A 17,192-nucleotide genomic window follows, 5' to 3' on the forward strand; every position below is an offset into this window, starting at 1 on the left:
TCCTCAGCCGTTGATCATGGAAAGCGCCATGCGCTCGGCGGTAGCCAGCGCGGCGGAGGTCATGATGTCGAGGTTGCCGGCGTAGGCCGGCAGGTAGTGGGCGGCGCCTTCGACTTCGAGGAACACCGAGGTCTTCAGGCCGGAGAAGGTGCCGTGGCCGGGAATGGTCAGCGGCTTGTCTGCCGGGATCACGTCGAACTGCACCTTCTGCTTGAGGCGGTAGCCCGGCACGTAAGCCTGCACGGCCTGGGCCATTTCCTCGACCGAGGCCTCGACCTTGGCCTGGTCGACCAGCTCGGACAGCACGAACACGGTGTCGCGCATGATCAGCGGCGGCTCGGCCGGGTTCATGACGATGATCGCCTTGCCCTTGGCAGCGCCACCGATCACCTCGATGGCCTTGGAGGTGGTCTCGGTGAACTCGTCGATGTTGGCGCGGGTACCCGGGCCAGCGGATTTGCTGGCGATCGAAGCGACGATCTCGGCGTAGTGCACCTTGGCCACGCGGTAGACCGCGGCGACCATCGGGATGGTGGCCTGGCCGCCGCAGGTGACCATGTTGACGTTGAGCTGGTTCAGATGCTGTTCGAGATTGACCACCGGCACGCAGTACGGACCGATGGCCGCCGGGGTCAGGTCGACCAGGCGGATGTTCGGCTTGAGGCTGCGCAGGAAGGCGTCGTTCTTGACGTGGGCGCCGGCCGAGGTGGCGTCGAAGACGAAGTCGATGTCCTGGAACACCGGCAGGCGGGTCAGGCCCTCGACACCCTCGTGGGTGGTGGCCACGCCCATCCGGGCGGCGCGGGCCAGGCCGTCGGAGGCCGGGTCGATGCCGACCATGGCGCCCATTTCCAGGTGCTGGCCGTGACGGAGGATCTTGATCATCAGGTCGGTGCCGATGTTGCCGGAGCCGATGATGGCGACTTTGAGTTTTTTCATGTTTGGTCTCTCTGCTGCACCCGGGTGGGGCGAGGAAATCACGCGGCGCTGAAGCTGACGCCGACCTGACCGATGCCTTCGATTTCGGCTTCGAAGCGGTCGCCGGCAGCCACGCCCACCATCGGGCCGAGGGCGCCGGTGAGGATGACGTCGCCAGCCTTGAGCGGCTCGCCCAGACGGGCCATGGTGCGCGCCAGCCACACGGCGGCGTTCAGCGGATGGCCGAGGCACTCGGCGCCGCTGCCGCTGGACACTTCCTCGCCGTTGCGGGTCATGCGCATGGCGGCCAGACGCAGATCGACGTCGGCGATGCGCCGCGCCGGGCCGCCGAGCACGTAGCAGCCGCTGGAGGCGTTGTCGGCCACGGTGTCGACGAAGCGGATGTTCCAGCCCTGCACGCGGCTACCGACGATCTCCAGCGCCGGCAGCACCCAGCCGGTGGCGGCGAGCAGCTCGGCGAAGGTGGTGTCGGCGCGCGGCAGGTCCTGGTCGAGGATCAGGGCGATCTCGGCCTCGATCTTCGGCTGCAGCACGCGGCCGAACGGCACCACCTCGTTGTCGCCGTAGCCCATGTCGGCGAACAGGGTGCCGAAGTCCGGCTGGTCGACGCCGAGCTGGGCCTGCACCTTGGGATTGGTCAGGCCGACCTTGCGGCCGACCACGCGGCGCCCGGCGGCTACGCCGTGGGCGACGTTGAGGCGCTGGATGGCATAGGCCGCCGCGCCGTTGTCATCGCCGATGATCCCGCGCAGCGGCTCGACGGCCACCCTGCTCGTCTCGGCCTCGCGCAGGGCGGCGGCCAGTTGTTCCAGGGTCTGTTGGGTCACACTCATGGTTTACCTCGGGAGTGGCGCGCTGCCGGCGGCGCCCCGGCAAGGACGCGGCGGCCATCGGCAGCGACTCGTTCAGTGGCTGAGGAAATCCAGCACCAGGCGGTTGAACTTGTCGGCGTGCTCCCACTGCGCCCAGTGGCCGCAGCGGTTGAACACGTGCAGCTCTGCGTTGGGCAGGCCGGCGAGCAGGCGCAGGCCGCTGTCCAGCGGCACGAAGCGGTCGTTGCTGCCCCAGACGATCAGGGTCGGTACGGTGATCTCGGCCAGGCGCGGGCTGAAGTCGGGGAACTGCTTGGGGTTGGCCGCCAGGCTGCTGACGAAGTTGTCCAGGTGATCGCGACGGCCCAGCATGTTGTCGAGACGCGCTTGGAACAGTTCCTCAGTCAGCTCGCTGCTGTCGTAGACGAAGACGCTCATCATCTTCTTCAGGTTGTCGATGCTCGGCTCGCGGTACAGACCCTGCAGCAGCTTGATGCCTTCGGTCGGCATCGGCACGAACGGGCTGGCGCCGCCGGTGCCGCCGCCCATCAGCACCAGCCTGCCGACCCGCGCGGGGTTGGCCAGGGCGAAGGCCACGGCGCTGTGCGCGCCCATGGAGTTGCCGAGGATGTGCACGCGGTCGATGTCTAGGGCATCGAGCAGCCCCCCGAGCACGCGGGCGTTGAGGTCGGAGCGCGAGCCGCTGCAGACGATCGGGTCGCTCCGGCTCCAGCCCGGGCAGTCCATGAGGATCACCCGGTAGCCGGCCGCCACCAGCGGCTCGATGTTGCGGTTGAAGTTGGCCCAGCCGCTGGCGCCGGGACCGGAGCCGTGCAGCATGACCACGGTTTCGCTACCGGTACCGCAGTCGTTGTAGTGGATGTTGAGGTCGAGTTCGCCGTCCTGGATGCGCACGAAGCGGCTGCTGGCCGCTTCGCTCGGGGTCTGGGGCGTGGTCGTCATGGGCAGTTTTTCCTTGCTCGGGTGGGGTCAGGCGTCGGCCTGGCCGACCGGCCGGGCGCTCAGCGCGCCGAAGCCGGCGATCCATTCGGGAATCGGCCGGTAGTAGCGCGCGCCGGCTTGGTAGGGCCCGCAGGCCGACAGGGCCGCGAAGGCGGCCACCCAGGCCTTCACCTCGTGGGTGGAGCGTCCGGCCAGGCGCGACAGCTCGGCGTTGCCCAGGCGGTCCAGGTCGGCGATGCGGCCGTCGGCCAGCAGGTCGAGGAACGCCTGGTCCCACTCGGGGTTGAGCGGGTGCAGCGAATGCGGGTCGTCGACGAAGCCACGCGCCGCATCGATCACCCGCTGCTGGCGCGCCGCGCGCTCGTCGGGCGGCAGGTTGCGCCCGCCGCCGAGCAGCCGCTCGGCCATGCGCTCGTCCACCTTGGCCAGCTCGGGCACCGGCGGCTGGTGCGACAGGCCGCCGGAGGCCAGCAGCAGCACCCGCTTGTCCAGGCTGCGGGCGAAGCGACCGATGGCCTCGCCGAGCAGGCGGGCGCGCTGGAAGCTCGGCAGCGGCGTGGCGACCGCGTTGATGAACACCGGGATCACCGGGCAACGGTCGAGACCACCGAGCAGCAGCTCGAGCGGCTGGGCGAAGCCGTGGTCGACCTGCATGCGGTAGGACACCGCGGCGTCCACCCCGGCCTCCAGCACCGCGGCCGCGCAGGCCTCGGCCAGCTCGCGGGGCACGGCCAGTGGGCCGGCGGCGGTGCCGTAGTCGCCGATGGCATGGGCGGCCATGCCGATGCAGAACGACGGCATCAGGTCGTAGAAGAAGCCGTTGTAGTGATCCGGCGAGAACAGGATGACCAGCTCGGGGGCGAAGCGCGCGATGCGCTCGCGGGCGTCGCTCACCACGGCATCCACCTCGGCCAGCACCTCGGCAGCCGGATCGACATGGCCCACCAGCGGCGTGTGCGACAGGCACTGCAGGTAGACGCTCATCCCAGCCTCCTGCCGGCGGCAGCGACGGGGCGGAACGGGACAGGGTTGCGCGGGGGCATCGCATCGATCATGGGCCGGTGACTCCGTGGCGGGTTCAGACAACGCCGCCCGCGCGACTGCCCGCACGGGCGGACGCCAGAAGCGTTGCGGCTGCAATGCTCCGATTATGCGAAGCGCCCCGTCGTGCGGCGCTCCGTCGAGTCACGGCGTTATCCCGGCAGTGCAGGATTGTGCGGGCGAGCCGCAGCCGGATGACCGGCCCGCCCGCGTGCCGGGCGCCGGCCTATAGTGACTCGACGACATCCACGCCAGCGCCGGCTGCCCTGTACCGCCGGCAGGAGGCCCCATGAACCTCGCCCAATTCCGCCAGCGCGGCCCCTTCGAGTGGGAAATGCCCCAACGCGGCGCCATGCGCGTGCCGGGGGTGATCTTCGCCTCGCGCGAGCTGCTCGAGGCGATGGACGCCAAGGTCGGCGAACAGTTGGCCAACGTCGCCGCCCTGCCTGGCATCGTCGACGCCGCCTACGCCATGCCCGACGCCCACTGGGGCTACGGCTTCCCGATCGGTGGGGTGGCGGCCTTCGCCGCCGAGCAGGGCGGCGTGGTCTCCGCCGGCGGCGTCGGCTTCGACATCTCCTGCGGCGTGCGCAGCCTGCACACCGGCCTCAGGGAAGCCGACATCGCGGCGGTCAAGGAGCGCCTAGCCGACCTGCTGTTCCGCCGCATCCCGGCCGGCCTCGGCAGCACCGGCGCGCTGCGCCTGAGCGGCAAGGAGATGGGCGCGATGCTGCGCGGCGGGGCGAAATGGGCGGTCGAGCAGGGCTTCGGCAGCCTGGAAGACCTCGCCTATATAGAGGAAGGCGGCTGCATGGCCGGCGCGGTGCCGGCCGAGGTCTCCGCCGAGGCCAAGCACCGCCAGCGCGACGAGATGGGCACCCTCGGCTCGGGCAACCACTACCTGGAGCTGCAGGTGGTCGACGAGCTGTTCGACCTCAAGGCGGCGCAGGCCTACGGCCTCAAGGTGGGCGACGTATTGGCCACCCTGCACTGCGGCTCGCGCGGCCTGGGCCACCAGATCGGCACGGACTTTTTGCGCGAGATGGTGATCGCTGCGCCGCGCGCCGGCATCGCGCTGACCGACCGCGAGCTGGCCTGCGCGCCGCTCAACTCCGAGCTGGGGCAGAGCTACCTGGGCGCCATGCGCGCGGCGATCAACTGCGCGCTGGCCAACCGGCAGATCCTCACCCACCTGGCCCGCGAGGCGTTCGCCGAGCTGTTCCCCGGCATCCAGATGCCGCTGCTCTACGATGTGTCGCACAACACCTGCAAGGAGGAGAGCCACATCCTCAACGGCGAGCGCCGCCGCCTGTTCGTGCACCGCAAGGGCGCCACCCGCGCCTTCGGCCCGGGGCATGCCGAGCTGCCGCCGGAGTACCGCGCGGTCGGCCAGCCGGTGCTGATCGGCGGCAGTATGGGCACCGCGTCCTGGGTGCTGGCCGGGTCGGGCGGCAACCCGGAACACGCCTTCGCCTCGGCCTGCCACGGCGCCGGCCGGGCGATGAGCCGCCACGAGGCGCTGCGCCGCTGGCAGGGCCGCGGCGTGGTCGACGAGCTGGCACGGCGCGGCATCCTGATCCGCAGCCCGAGCCTGCGCGGCGTCGCCGAGGAGGCGCCGCTGGCCTACAAGGACGTCGGCGCGGTGGTCGAGGCCGCCGAGCAGGCCGGCCTGGCGCGGCGGGTGGCGCGGCTGCGCCCGCTGGTGTGCGTCAAGGGCTGAAAGGCTGCAACCGCCGGCCGCCCGCTACTCCTGAACGACCCCGGCCGGGCTCGACGCCCCCGGCGGCGGCGCGCGCAGCAACAGCAGCAGCGGCACGGTCGCCAGGGTGATGAACATCATCAGGCGGAAGTCCTGCAGGTAGGCCAGGGTCAGTGCCTGGCGCGTCACCTCGCCATTGAGCGCCGCCAGTCCCTGCGCTGTGCCCAGGTCGTAGACGCCGGCCTCGCCCGCCTGCCTGAGCGCCAGGCTGAAGGGCGTGAGGTAGTCGGCGAAGGCGTCGTGGTTGGCCTGGGTGCGCTGGGCCAGGTAGCCGATCACCACCGCGATGCCGATGCTGCTGCCGATGTTGCGCATCAGGCTGAACAGCGCCGTGCCCTCGGTGCGGTAGCGCGGCGCCAGGGTGGCGAAGGTGAGGGTCGACAGCGGCACGAAGATCAGCCCCAGCCCCAGCCCCTGGACGAAACCGCTGCGCACAATGTCCCAGCCGCTCACCTCGGCGGTGAAGCCGGTCATTTCCCACAGCGACAGGCTGGTCAGCGCCAGGCCGAGGAAGATCAGCCGACGCACGTCCACCCGTCCGGCCAGACGGCCGACCGCCATCATCGCCAGCATGGTGCCCACCCCGCGTGGGGCGAGCAGCTGGCCGACGTCGAGCACCGGGTAGCCCATCAGGTTCTGCATGAACGGCGGCAGCAGGGCCATGGTGGCGAGCAGGATCATGCCGATCATGAAGATGAACAGCAGGCCGACGCTGAAGTTGCGGTCGCGGAACAGCCCCGGTTCGATGAACGGCTGCTCGCAGGTGCAGATGTGGGCGACGAACAGGTACAGCGCCAGGCCGGCGAGCAGCCCCTCGCACACCACTTCCGGGCTGGCGAACCAGTCGAGCGACTCGCCGCGGTCCAGCATCATCTGCAGCGCACCCAGCCCCAGGCTGAGCAGGGCGAAGCCGAGCAGGTCGAAGCGCCGCGTGCGGTCGACGGGGGTTTCCCTGACGAAGGCGGCCAGACCGAACCACGCCAGCAGGCCGAACGGCAGGTTGATGTAGAACACCCAGCGCCAGTCGTAGAACTCGGTCAGCCAGCCGCCCAGGGTCGGGCCGAGAATCGGCCCGACCATCACCCCCACGCCCCACAGCGCCATCGCCGAGGCGTGCCGCTCGCGCGGCCAGGTGTCGAGCAGCACCGCCTGCGACAGCGGCACCAGGCAGGCGCCGAACACCCCCTGCAGCAGGCGGAACAGCACCATCTGCTCGATGCCCTGTGCCGCGCCGCAGAGCATCGAGGTCAGGGTGAAGCCGATCACCGCGCCGACGAACAGGCGCTTGCGGCCGAGACGGGCGGCGAGGAAGCCGGTCAGCGGCATGCAGATGGCCGCCGCGACTATGTAGGAGGTGAGCACCCAGCCGGTCTGATCCTGGCTGACGCCCAGCGCGCCCTGCATGTGCGGCAGCGCCACGTTGGCGATGGTGGTGTCCAGCGCCTGCATGGTGGTCGCCAGCATCACCGCCAGGGTGACGAAACCGCGCCGGGCGACCGGTACAGCAGCGGCGGTCATGGCGCGGCCCTCAGAGCGTGAACCCGAGCAGGCTGCGGCGGTGCCCGGTGTCGATCGCCACCTCGGCGCTGAGGCCGGCGCGCAGCTGCGGCAGACCCGCGGCGTTGTCGAGGCGGATGCGCACCGGCACCCGCTGGGCGATCTTCACCCAGTTGCCGGTGGCGTTCTGCGCCGGGATCACCGCGAACTCGGCGCCGGTAGCCGGGCTCAGGCTCTCCACCACGCCATGCCAGGTGACGCCGGGATAGGTGTCGATGCGGATGGCGACCGGCTGCCCCGGATGCACGTAGGTGAGGTCCTTCTCGGTGAAGTTGGCCTCGATCCACGGGTTGCCGTCGACCACCAGGGCCAGCGCGGTGCTGCCGGCATTGAGGTACTGCCCCGGCTTGGGCAGGCGGCTGACCGTACCGGGCAGCGCGGCGCGCACCTCGGCGTGCGCGAGGTCGAGGCGCGCCTGCTCCAGCTCGGCCTGCGCGGCCAGCCAGGCCGGGTGCGCCTCGACCGGCGCCGCGACGCTGCCGCCGAGGCTCTCGGCGATGCGCGCAAGGTCCTGCTCGAGGGTGACGACCTGCTGGGCCGCCAGGTCGCTGGCCTGGCGCACCTCGTCGAAGCGCGCCGGCGAGATGAAGTGGCGCGCCACCAGGTTGGCCTGGCGCTGCTGGTCGCGCACGGCGAAGGCGTGGCGGGTGCGCGCCAGGGCGATTTCCGCCTGCTTGGCGCGATAGCCGGCCTTGAGCGCCGCCAGGTCGGTGCGCACCTGCGCCAGCCGGGCCTCGGCGCGGGCGATGGCGATGCGCAGCGCCTCGCCATCGAGACGGAACAGCGGCTGGCCGGCGGCCACCGGCTGATTCTCCCGTACCAGCACCTCGCGGATGGTGCCGGACACCTCGGCGCTGACCGGCACCATGTCGGCGCTGACATAGGCATTGTCGGTCGCCACCTCGGCGCCGCCGCGCAGGTAGACGCCGCCGCCGGCCAGCGCGGCCAGCAGCGGCGCCACCACCAGCAGCAGGCGCTGCCAACGACGCCCCGGCGCGGGCGCGGCACCGGGCGACTCGACGACGGGAGCTTCGATGGCGGGCAGAACCTGGGTCATGGCGTGACTCCTGGAGACTATTCCGGTCGGGTCGGGCCCGCATCGCGGGGGGCGCCGAGGTTGTCGCGCATCTGTCGCAGGGCCAGCAGCAGGGTGGCGACCTGCTGTTCGTCGAGGCCGTCGAGTGCCTCGCTGCGGATGCTCGTCGCGGCCTGCTCGACGGCCGCCAGATGGGGGGCCGCCGCCGCCGTGAGATACAGCCGGTAGGCGCGGCGGTCCGCCGGATCGGCGCGCCGCTCGACCAGGCCGTCCTGCACCAGCGCATCGATCAGCCGCGCCAGGGTGATCGGCTGCACCTCCAGCAACTCGGCCAGCTCGACCTGGCGGCAGCCTTCCTGGCGCGACAGGTAGACCAGCGCGCGTGCCTGGGCCAGGGTCAGCGAGCTGCCTTCGATGCGCTGCTCGAAGCTGCGCCGCAGCAGGCGGAACACGTCGGCCAGCAGAAAACCGAGACTGTCGCGTGGGGGCATGGCTCACCTCCAGATGATAAGCAAAGCTTACTATAAGCCAACCACAGCATTGATCCTCCAAATGGGGCTTGCGCGGCGTGGGCGGACCGACGGCGCCGCGCGGGGCGGCCGCGGCGACCACTGGCGGCCGGGCAAAAAAAAGCCCGAGGCGCAGGCCTCGGGCCGGGTAGCGAAGGTACCGGGCCGCCGGCTCAGGCCTCGGCCCCCTTGTGGGTGATCAGCCGGTACAGGTACACGCCGACCACCACCAGCACCACCACCTTGGACAGCGGATCGACGTAGTCGGCGACCAGCGCATACTGGCCGTGCAGCAGGTAGCCGGCGGCGGTCAGCGCGCCGGTCCACACCAGCGAGCCGAGCGTCGAGTAGAACAGGAAGGCGCGCAGCGGCATGGCGACCATGCCGGCGGGGACCGAGATCAGCGTGCGCACCGCCGGGACCAGGCGGCCGAACAGGGTGGCCTGCCAGCCGTGGCGCTCGAACCAGGCGCAGGCGGTATCCACGTCGCGCGGCGACAGGGTCATCACCCGGCCGAAACGCCCGGCCAGCCGCTTCAGCCGCGCGCTGCCGAAGAAGTAGCCGGCGTAGTACCAGGGCAGCGCGCCGAACACCGATCCGGCGGTACCCGCCAGCAGCACGCCGGCGACGCTCAGCTCGCCCTTGGCGGCGGCGAAGCCGGCCAGCGGCATGATCAGCTCGGAGGGGATGGGCGGGAAGACGTTCTCCAGGACCATCAGCAGGAACACGCCGAGGTAGCCCGTCTGCGCGATGAAATCGACTATGCCTTCAAACATGGGGTGAAACTCTCTCGCGCCGGCGCGCCCGGGTTGCCTGTGCCGCCGTCGCGGCGGATCGAAACGGTCGCCATGCTAGCAGCGCCGCTCAGGCGAAGCGCTCGCCGAGCAGGGCGAACAGCCGCCGGCGCTGCTCCTCGTCCTCGTTGACCAGGTGATGCCGCGCGCCGGGCAGGATCAGTTGCTCGGCGCCGCGGAACTTGTCCTGCAGCACCTCGAGATTGTGCTGCCAGTCCACCGTCATGTCGGCGTCGCCCTGGATGATCAGCGGCGTGCGCGCCGAAGGCGCAGCCTCCTCGATGCGCGGAATCCAGCGCGCCAGCGCGCCGACCCAGGCGGTGGGCAGCACCTGCGCCTGCAGGGGATCGCGCCGCACGAAGTCGAGGAAGGCCGCATCGCCGGAGTTGTCGCTGAAGCGGCGGGCGATCCGGCTGACGAAGGGGTTGAGCAGGTGGTAGCTGAGCCGGGAGCGCAGCCAGGCGCGCGGGCGCACCAGCGGGGCGAGCAGCACGGTCTGGCCGAGGTCCGGGCGCGGCGCACCGGTCAGCAGGTAGTCGAGCAGGATGGCGCCGCCGGTGCTCTGGCCGAACAGGTGCCAGGGCTGCGGCAGGTTGAGCAGCTCGGCGGCCTGGAACAGCGCGGCGAGCACCGCCTGATACTCGGCGAAGTCGTCGATGCTCGCCGGCTCGCCCTCGGACAGGCCGTGACCGGGCAGGTCGCAGGACAGCACGGCGAAGTTCATCGTCAGCGCCCAGTCGAACACGTGGCGGTACAGGCCCATGTGGTCGTAGTAGCCGTGCAGCAGCAGCACGGTGGCCCGCGCATCGTCGCGCCACCAGCCCTGCACGGCGACCCGCCGCCCCTCGACCTCCACCCAGCCGAGGCGGCTGTGGATGTCGGGACGGTGCTGCAGGCCGTAGTAGCGGCGGTAGGCCTGCACCTGCGGGCCGCTCTCGGCCGCGGCGGCGGCCAGCGGCGGCAGTTGCCGGCGCAGGCGCTGGGGATCGAAGGTTTCGTTCATGGGTTTCGGCCGCGGTTATCGGAGCAGTGCGCTGATCGGCCGCCTCTGCTGATCTTTAGGCCAGCGCGCCGACATGGCAAGCTTGACCGTCATTTTCCGCAGGTAACCCCATGCCCCGCCGCAAGCCCCTCGTCCTCAGCCTGGTCGCCCTCGCCTGCGCGGTGGCACTGTGGAGCCTGTACCAGTGGTACCAGGCGCGCTACATCCGTCCGTTCAGCGAAACCACCGTGCTGTTCGACGCCGCCGGCCTGCGCCTGCCGGCCGAACTGGCCGGCCCGGGCAGGATCCGCGTGGTGCACCTGTGGGACCCGCCCTGCCCGTGCAACGTCGGCAACCAGCAGCACCTGGCCGAACTGGTGCAGCGCTTCGCCGGCCAGGAGGTGAGCTTCCACGTCTGGCAGAAGCCCGGCAGCCGCGGCCAGCTGCCGGAGACGCTCAAGGCCCTGCAGCCGCTGCGCGAGCTGCCCGGCGCGGAACGACTGCCGGCCAGCCCGGCGGTGGCGATCTGGGATCGGGATGGCCGGCTGGCCTACGTCGGACCGTACAGCGAGGGGGCGGTGTGCACCTCGAGCAACAGCTTCATCGAGCCGGTGCTCGAGGCGCTGCTCGCCGGCCGGCCGGTGCAGAGCACGGGCAGCCTGGCGGTGGGGTGCTATTGTCCGTGGACGAGCGAGTGATCCCGGACGCTGCCGGCGAACCGCGGAGCACAGCGCCCCGGGAACCGGCAGGGCCGCTCCGCGTCAGGCCGCCGGCGCCCTCTTGAATCTCTTCCGATAGTTGTCGAACGGCAGTTCGACATGCCGATACAGCAGATAGGCGAAGCCGATCACTATCAGCAAGGCCAGCAGAGTGCCTGGCAGGGTTCCCTTCAGATAGAGCTTCCAGCCCGGCAGTTTCGAAACCCACTTCAGCACGACAAGGTGGCAGCAATAGACCGGATAGGAAAGATTGCCCACGAAGTTGTCCAGCGAAACATCCTTGGTCATGTTGAAGACCAGCGGAATGGCGGCCGCGAGAAGAACATAGAGGGCAATCTTCTTCTGCCATACCTCCAGCGGAACGAACGAGAAGACCAGGATGAACAGGGTGATCAGCGCCAACAGGAAAAGGGCCAGCCCTTGGTGGTCCGGCAACCAGCCCGATTCCTTCATCTTCTGGCTGAACTTGTAGGACAGGCTGCCGAGCAGGAACAAGGCCAGCTCCGTCGGGAAGAATCGGTAGGACCAGGGATCATGGGACAGACCATAGTGCATGAGCACGGCTCGGAGCGCCAACGACAGGAGAAGCAGGGCGACCAGATAGAGCGGCCTGTGGATGATGAATGGCGCGATCAGGTAGAACGAGATCTCGAGCCCCAGCGACCACGCCTGCGGCACGATGAGATATTGCGCCAATGGCGCCAGCGAGGAGGCGAAGTCCGGCGTGAAGGCAACGGCGCCGTCCCGCACCTCCAGGAACAGGGTGACATCCTGGAACAGCAGGGTGCTGTTTGTCAGGGCGACCACGAGCCCGCCCAATGGCGGCAGGGCGAGCAGATTCTGCAACGACTCCAGGGGATGACCGAACGCGAAGAGCCCGCAGAACAGATAGACCGGATACAGCCTGAAGAAGCGGGACTTCCAGAAGCTGGTCGCATTCTGATAGTTCCCCGGAAAAATCATCGCGATATAGAATCCGGATATGATGAAGAAGGCCTGAACCGCCGTATCGCCACCCACGAACTTCAGGAAGGGGTGGGCAGAAAAGTGTGCCGAAACGACGGAAAGTGCCAACAATATTCTGATCAAACCCATATCGACACCCGGACTTCCCCGTATCGAGAAATGAAAAACAGGCTGTGCTCGCCTCATGCGCGCCGGTGACCTGCGGTCGGCCCGACGAGGCAGCGGCCCCACGAGAAAACCGTCGTGCGGGCGAATTGCACGCCACCGACCTTCGCCCTGCCCCGCCCTGCAGAGCCACGCATTATCCTGCAGCGTGCCGACGACTGTCAGTACCGGACGAGCATTTCCCCACGGCCGAACCTCCGCCCCACCCCGGGGCCTGACCGGGAGCCGCTGCAGGGTGCTGCACGGTCGAGAATGAACGAGACTTCACGGAGGTTGCCCACCATGCCCCTGCCGATCCCTCCGCCCGTGCTGGTGGTGCTGTTCGCCGCCGCCATGTGGCAGATCGCCGAGCGCCTGCCGTTCGGCGGCTTCGCCTTCGCCGGCCAGCGACCGCTGGCGGCTCTGCTGCTGCTCGCCGGCGTCGCGCTGATGGCCGCCGCGGCCTGGACCATGTTCCGCGCTCGCACCACGGTCAATCCGCTCAGGCCCGAGCGGGCCAGCCGCCTGGTGACCGACGGGGTATTCGCCTTCTCGCGCAACCCGATCTACCTGGGCGATGCGCTGATCCTGCTGGCCCTGGCGCTTGGCTTCGGCAACGCGATCAGCTTCCTGCTGCTGCCGCTGTTCGTTGCCGTCCTCGGGCGCTGGCAGATCGGCCCCGAGGAGCAGGCGCTCGAGCGCCTGTTCGGCGCCGCCTACCGCGACTACTGCGCGCGGGTGCGCCGCTGGCTGTAGCCCGCCGCCCTCAGCCCGGCACGCCCAGGCGGGCCAGCGCCCCGGCCAGCAGCGGCGCCACGCTCACCGCATTGCTCGGGTGGCGGATGCAGTCGCTGCTCCACACGTGGCGTACGCCGGCGGCGCGGACGCTGTCCAGCGCGTCGGCGGCGAACAGCGCGTGGGTCACCGCCACGTCCACCGAGGCGGCGCCGGCGCCCAGCAGCAGCTCGGCGGCGCGCGCCAGGGTGCGCCCGGAGCTGGCCACGTCGTCGAGCAGCACCACCGCGCGGCCGCGCACGTCCAGCTCTGGCAGGGCGATGTCGACCTGGCGGTCGCCGTGGCGCACCTTGCTGCACACCCCGTAGTCGAAGCCGTGGCCGGCGGCGGCGACCTCGATCCACTGCCGCGACTCGGCGTCCGGGCCGATCAGCAGCGGTTTCTCCAGCCGGTCGGCGATCAACCCGGCGAGCAGCGGCGCGCCGGACAGGCTGACGGCCGCGCCGTGGGGGATCGCCTCGGACAGCGTGGCGATGCGGTGCAGGTGCGGGTCGACGGTGAGCACCGCGTCGAAGTGTTCGGCAAGGAAACGCCCGACCACCTGCTGGCTGACCACCTCGCCGGGGTGGAAGGCGATGTCCTGGCGCATGTAGGCCAGATAGGGCGCCACCAACAGCAGGCGGCGCGCGCCCAGGCGGCGCGCCTCGCCGGCGACCAGCAGCAGCTCGACCAGCTTCTCGTTGGGCCGGTCGAGGCTGCGGTACAGCACCAGGGTGTCGGCCAGCGCCCCGGCGTCCGTCAGCGGCAGGCGCAGGCGCAGCTCGTCGTCGGGGAAGCGGTGGCGCTCGATCTCGGCACAGGACAGGCCGGCCGCGGCGGCCAGGCGGCCGGCAGCCTCGCGCTCGTCGGCGAAATGCAGCAGCAGTACGCTCATCGGCGGTCTCCTCAGAATTCGACGAACAGGTGCGGCAGCTCGTCGGCGCTGCCGAGGGTGAAGCCGGAGCTGCGCCGGCTGGCCTCGCGGGCGAACTCCAGGTCGGCGGAGTAGGCGGCGTAGACCCGGTACAGCGGCGCGCCGGCGGCGACCCGCTCGCCGAGCTTGAACAGCAGGTCGACCCCGGCGCCCTGCACCTTGGGCGCGCCGGCCAGGCGGGCGATGCGCGCCAGCTGCAGGTTGTCGATGGCCACCACCACGCCGGCCTCCGCCGTGGTCACCTCGAAGGACAGCGGTGCCAGCGCCGGGGCGTTGTGGTCGAACGGCTTGTGGCCCTGGGCGGCGATCAGCGCCTGCATGCGCGCCAGGGCGCGACCGGAGTCGAGGATGTCGCGGGCGATGGCGTAGCCGTCGCCGCCGCGCACGTCGGGATCGAACTCGAGCATGCGCCCGGCCAGGCGCAGGGCCTTCTGGCGCAGGTCGTTGGGCGCGCGCGGGTCGTTCTCCAGCACGCGCATCACGTCGCGCGCCTCCAGTACCGGACCGATGCCGCTGCCCACCGGCTGGCGACCGTCGGTGATCACCACGTCGATGGTCAGGCCCATGCGCCCGGCGACGAACTCGAACAGCTTGCGCAGGCGCTGCGCCTCGGGCATCGAGCGCACCTTGGCGGTCGGCCCGACCGGGATGTCCAGCACCAGGTGGGTGGAGCCGGCGGCAAGCTTCTTGGACAGGATCGAGGCGACCATCTGCCCCGGCGAGTCGATCGACAGCGGGCGCTCCACGGCGATCAGCACGTCGTCGGCCGGCGACAGCTCGCTGGTGCCGCCCCAGGCCAGGCAGCCGCGGTACTCGCGGACGATCTCCTCGAGGCGCTCGAACGGCAGCTCGACGTTGGCCAGCACCTCCATGGTGTCGGCGGTGCCGGCCGGCGAGGTGATCGCCCGCGACGAGGTCTTCGGGCAGAGCATGCCGTGGGCGGCGACGATCGGCACCACCAGCATCGAGGTGCGGTTGCCGGGGATGCCGCCGATGCAGTGCTTGTCGACCACTGGGTGCTCATGCCAATCGAGGCGGCGGCCGACGCCGGTCATGGCGTCGGTGAGGAAGTACACCTCCTCACGGTCCAGTTCGCCCTGGTTGCAGGCGACCACGAAGGCGGTCAGCTCGATCTTCGAGTAGCGGTGCTCGGCGATGTCGCGGACGATGGCACGGAAGTCCTCGCGTCCCAGCCGCTCGCCGGCGATCTTGCGGTGCAGGGCCGGGATCGACGACGGCGGCTCGGCCTGGGAGATGGTCGCCGGATGGCCGTTGGCCACGCCGAGCTGGGCGAAGGCGTCCTGGGACAGGCCCAGCTCGCCGCAGTCGACGATGGCCGGATCGTCGACCACGTTGAGGCTGGCGAGGATGCGCCGGCCGTTGGCGCGGATCTCCACCTTGGACAGCGCCTGGAAGCCCTCGGCGCGGTACACCGCACAGTCGCGGTTGAGGTAGGCGACGTTCTCGCGGTAGGTGTCGATGGCGACGCGGCGCAGCTGCAGGTTCGCGGCGCCGCAGGGGGCCGGGGTCTTCTTCATGGGGCGCTTCCGGGGGCAGACGATCCCCGGACTATGCCGCCGCGCGGTCGCCGCCGGCAAGGGCGGCGATCAGTGCTTGGCCTCCAGGCGCAGCACGCCCTGCTCCTCGCGCCAGCCGACCCGGTTGAGGAAGCTCATGCCCAGCAGCACCTCGCTGGGCGACCCGCCGGCGACGATCGCCGCCTCGACGCCGAGCAGCTCGATGCTGCCGACCTTGACCCGGTCGAGGCTCATCCGCCAGGCCGGCACGGTGCCGCCGGCGGTATTGACCTGCATCGGCTGGCCGCGGGTCTGGTAGTCGAGACCGAGGCGCCTGGCCTGGGCCTCGTTCATCGCCACCGAGGTGGCGCCGGTGTCGACGAGGAACTGCACGCCCTGGCCGTTGACCGAGCCGGCCACCCAGTAGTGGCCGCCCAGGCCGCGGGCGATGCTCAGCTGCTGGCGCTGCGGCTCGGCGTAGCCGGCGGCGCTGTACTCGCGGGTCAGGGCGAAACTGCGCTCGACGCCGTCGACGCGCAGCACCGCGCCGCGGGCATCGGCACTGACCAGGGTGACGCCGGCCGGGCCGCTCTGCCCCGCCTTGAGCAACTGGCGCTGGCCGTCGACGGTGACCACCGCGGCGCCGGGGAACAGACCGACCACCTGCACCTGCGGCGCGGCGGCCAGCGGGCCGGCCAGCAGCAGGCCGGCGCACAGGGCGAGCAATGAACGCATGACAGAACTCCTTTTCGTCGCGGCCCCGCCGGCGGGCGGGACGTGGTTGAGGGCTCAGCCGAGCAGCCAGACCAGCCCTTGCAGCAGCCCCCAGGCGCCGATGCCGGCGAGCAGGTCGTCGAGCATGATGCCGGTGCCGCCGTGCACGTGGCGGTCGACCCAACTGATCGGCCAGGGCTTGAGGATGTCCAGCAGGCGGAACAGCCCGAAGCCGGCCAGCAGCCAGAGCCAGCCGGGCGGCGCCAGCCAGCAGGTGATCCAGATGCCGACGATCTCGTCCCAGACGATGCCGCCGTGGTCGTGCACGCCCAGGTCGCGGGATACCTTGCCACACAGCCAGCAGCCGAACAGCGACCCAAGCAGCAGGATCAGCGCGTAGCCCCAGTCGGGCAGCAGCTGCAGCAGCGGCACGAAGGCCAGGCCGACCAGGGTGCCCCAGGTGCCCGGCGCCTTGCGCATCGCCCCGGAGCCGAAACCGAAGGCGATGAACTGCCAGGGATCGCGCCAGATCGACTCCGGCGCCAGCTCCGGACGCTCATGCTTGTCCATCGCCGCCTCCGAAGTGCTGGTAGCCGGCGGCAGCCGGGGTGATGTCGTGGCCGGCGGCGTCGAGCACGCGCACGCCGCCGCCCGACTCGACCCGGCCGACGATGTGGAAGGACAGGCCGGCGACCTGCAGCGCCGTCACCGCGTGCGGCGCCACGGTGAAGGCCAGCACGTAGTCGTCGCCGCCGCTCAGCGCCAGACGCAGCGCCTCGCTGCCGGCGGCGGCGCGCAGCGCGGCGCTCAGCGGCAGCCGCGCGGCCTCGATGACCACGCGCACCGCGGACTCCTCGGCGATGTGTCCGCAGTCGGCGAGCAGGCCGTCGGAGACGTCCAGCGCGGCGCTGGCCAGCCCGCGCAGCGCCTGGCCGAGGGCCAGCTGCGGTTGCGGCATCCAGTACTGCGCCAGCAGCTGCGCATCCGCCGCGCCGCGCGGCTCGCGCTCGCCGAGCACCAGCGGCAGCGCCG

Annotated in this window: 18 protein-coding genes; 3 read left to right on the plus strand and 15 right to left on the minus strand. The window is 70.7% G+C overall.

Annotated features, from left to right (window positions below; all coding sequences use genetic code 11):
- Positions 1-3 precede the first annotated feature (3 nt).
- The 4 genes from E5198_RS03840 to mhpB form a co-directional block, all read right to left on the minus strand.
- Positions 4-939: an acetaldehyde dehydrogenase (acetylating) gene (locus E5198_RS03840; protein WP_136488696.1), complete on the minus strand. Its 936-nt coding sequence runs from the start codon at positions 937-939 to the stop codon at positions 4-6.
- Between the two features lie 38 nt (positions 940-977).
- Positions 978-1,772, minus strand: coding sequence for a 2-keto-4-pentenoate hydratase (gene mhpD / locus E5198_RS03845; protein ID WP_136488697.1), 795 nt, complete (start codon positions 1,770-1,772; stop codon positions 978-980).
- Between the two features lie 72 nt (positions 1,773-1,844).
- Positions 1,845-2,714, minus strand: a complete 870-nt coding sequence (locus tag E5198_RS03850) for an alpha/beta fold hydrolase (protein WP_136488698.1) — start codon at positions 2,712-2,714, stop codon at positions 1,845-1,847.
- Between the two features lie 27 nt (positions 2,715-2,741).
- A complete protein-coding gene (gene mhpB / locus E5198_RS03855) occupies positions 2,742-3,698 on the minus strand; it encodes a 3-carboxyethylcatechol 2,3-dioxygenase (RefSeq protein WP_136488699.1) in 957 nt (318 codons plus the stop codon).
- A gap of 346 nt (positions 3,699-4,044) precedes the next feature.
- Here mhpB and E5198_RS03860 point away from each other — a divergent pair, with 346 nt between their 5' ends.
- On the plus strand, positions 4,045-5,475 hold the full coding sequence (locus E5198_RS03860) for an RtcB family protein (RefSeq protein WP_136488700.1): 1,431 nt from the start codon (positions 4,045-4,047) through the stop codon (positions 5,473-5,475).
- Positions 5,476-5,499: 24 nt separating this feature from the next.
- Here E5198_RS03860 and E5198_RS03865 read toward each other — a convergent pair whose 3' ends face one another.
- From E5198_RS03865 to E5198_RS03885, 5 genes are all read right to left on the minus strand, one after another.
- Positions 5,500-7,032 (minus strand): DHA2 family efflux MFS transporter permease subunit, encoded by a 1,533-nt coding sequence (locus E5198_RS03865; protein WP_136488701.1) that lies wholly within the window; start codon positions 7,030-7,032, stop codon positions 5,500-5,502.
- Positions 7,033-7,042: 10 nt separating this feature from the next.
- Positions 7,043-8,128: an HlyD family secretion protein gene (locus E5198_RS03870; RefSeq protein ID WP_136488702.1), complete on the minus strand. Its 1,086-nt coding sequence runs from the start codon at positions 8,126-8,128 to the stop codon at positions 7,043-7,045.
- A 17-nt stretch (positions 8,129-8,145) separates the two neighbouring features.
- Positions 8,146-8,598, minus strand: coding sequence for a MarR family winged helix-turn-helix transcriptional regulator (locus E5198_RS03875; protein ID WP_136488703.1), 453 nt, complete (start codon positions 8,596-8,598; stop codon positions 8,146-8,148).
- A gap of 191 nt (positions 8,599-8,789) precedes the next feature.
- Entirely contained in the window at positions 8,790-9,392 is a 603-nt protein-coding gene (locus E5198_RS03880) for a DedA family protein (protein WP_136488704.1), read from the minus strand.
- Positions 9,393-9,480: 88 nt separating this feature from the next.
- Positions 9,481-10,413, minus strand: a complete 933-nt coding sequence (locus E5198_RS03885) for an alpha/beta hydrolase (RefSeq protein WP_136488705.1) — start codon at positions 10,411-10,413, stop codon at positions 9,481-9,483.
- Positions 10,414-10,523: 110 nt separating this feature from the next.
- Here E5198_RS03885 and E5198_RS03890 point away from each other — a divergent pair, with 110 nt between their 5' ends.
- Positions 10,524-11,090 carry a DUF6436 domain-containing protein gene (locus E5198_RS03890; protein WP_136488706.1) on the plus strand — a complete coding sequence of 189 codons (567 nt, stop codon included), beginning with the start codon at positions 10,524-10,526 and terminating at the stop codon, positions 11,088-11,090.
- A gap of 63 nt (positions 11,091-11,153) precedes the next feature.
- On the opposite strand, the gene E5198_RS03895 is transcribed toward E5198_RS03890, so the two are convergent.
- Positions 11,154-12,206: an acyltransferase gene (locus E5198_RS03895; RefSeq protein ID WP_168772469.1), complete on the minus strand. Its 1,053-nt coding sequence runs from the start codon at positions 12,204-12,206 to the stop codon at positions 11,154-11,156.
- A gap of 318 nt (positions 12,207-12,524) precedes the next feature.
- Between E5198_RS03895 and E5198_RS03900 the strand changes: the two genes are divergently transcribed.
- Positions 12,525-12,977: an isoprenylcysteine carboxylmethyltransferase family protein gene (locus E5198_RS03900; RefSeq protein ID WP_218569037.1), complete on the plus strand. Its 453-nt coding sequence runs from the start codon at positions 12,525-12,527 to the stop codon at positions 12,975-12,977.
- Positions 12,978-12,987: 10 nt separating this feature from the next.
- Here E5198_RS03900 and E5198_RS03905 read toward each other — a convergent pair whose 3' ends face one another.
- The 5 genes from E5198_RS03905 to E5198_RS03925 form a co-directional block, all read right to left on the minus strand.
- On the minus strand, positions 12,988-13,890 hold the full coding sequence (locus tag E5198_RS03905) for a ribose-phosphate diphosphokinase (protein ID WP_136488709.1): 903 nt from the start codon (positions 13,888-13,890) through the stop codon (positions 12,988-12,990).
- Positions 13,891-13,901: 11 nt separating this feature from the next.
- A complete protein-coding gene (locus E5198_RS03910) occupies positions 13,902-15,467 on the minus strand; it encodes a thymidine phosphorylase family protein (RefSeq protein WP_136488710.1) in 1,566 nt (521 codons plus the stop codon).
- Positions 15,468-15,536: 69 nt separating this feature from the next.
- The gene (locus E5198_RS03915; RefSeq protein WP_136488711.1) at positions 15,537-16,181 is read right to left on the minus strand and encodes a TIGR02281 family clan AA aspartic protease; all 645 of its coding nucleotides are present in this window, start codon (positions 16,179-16,181) and stop codon (positions 15,537-15,539) included.
- A gap of 54 nt (positions 16,182-16,235) precedes the next feature.
- Positions 16,236-16,730 (minus strand): phosphatidylglycerophosphatase A, encoded by a 495-nt coding sequence (locus tag E5198_RS03920; RefSeq protein WP_136488712.1) that lies wholly within the window; start codon positions 16,728-16,730, stop codon positions 16,236-16,238.
- Positions 16,717-17,192 (minus strand): thiamine-monophosphate kinase (locus E5198_RS03925; RefSeq protein ID WP_256658963.1); only part of this gene is annotated, 476 nt, incomplete at its 5' end. The genes E5198_RS03920 and E5198_RS03925, both read right to left, overlap by 14 nt.

It is taken from the genome of Pseudomonas sp. A-1 (genome assembly GCF_004801855.1).
Taxonomy (GTDB): domain Bacteria; phylum Pseudomonadota; class Gammaproteobacteria; order Pseudomonadales; family Pseudomonadaceae; genus Geopseudomonas.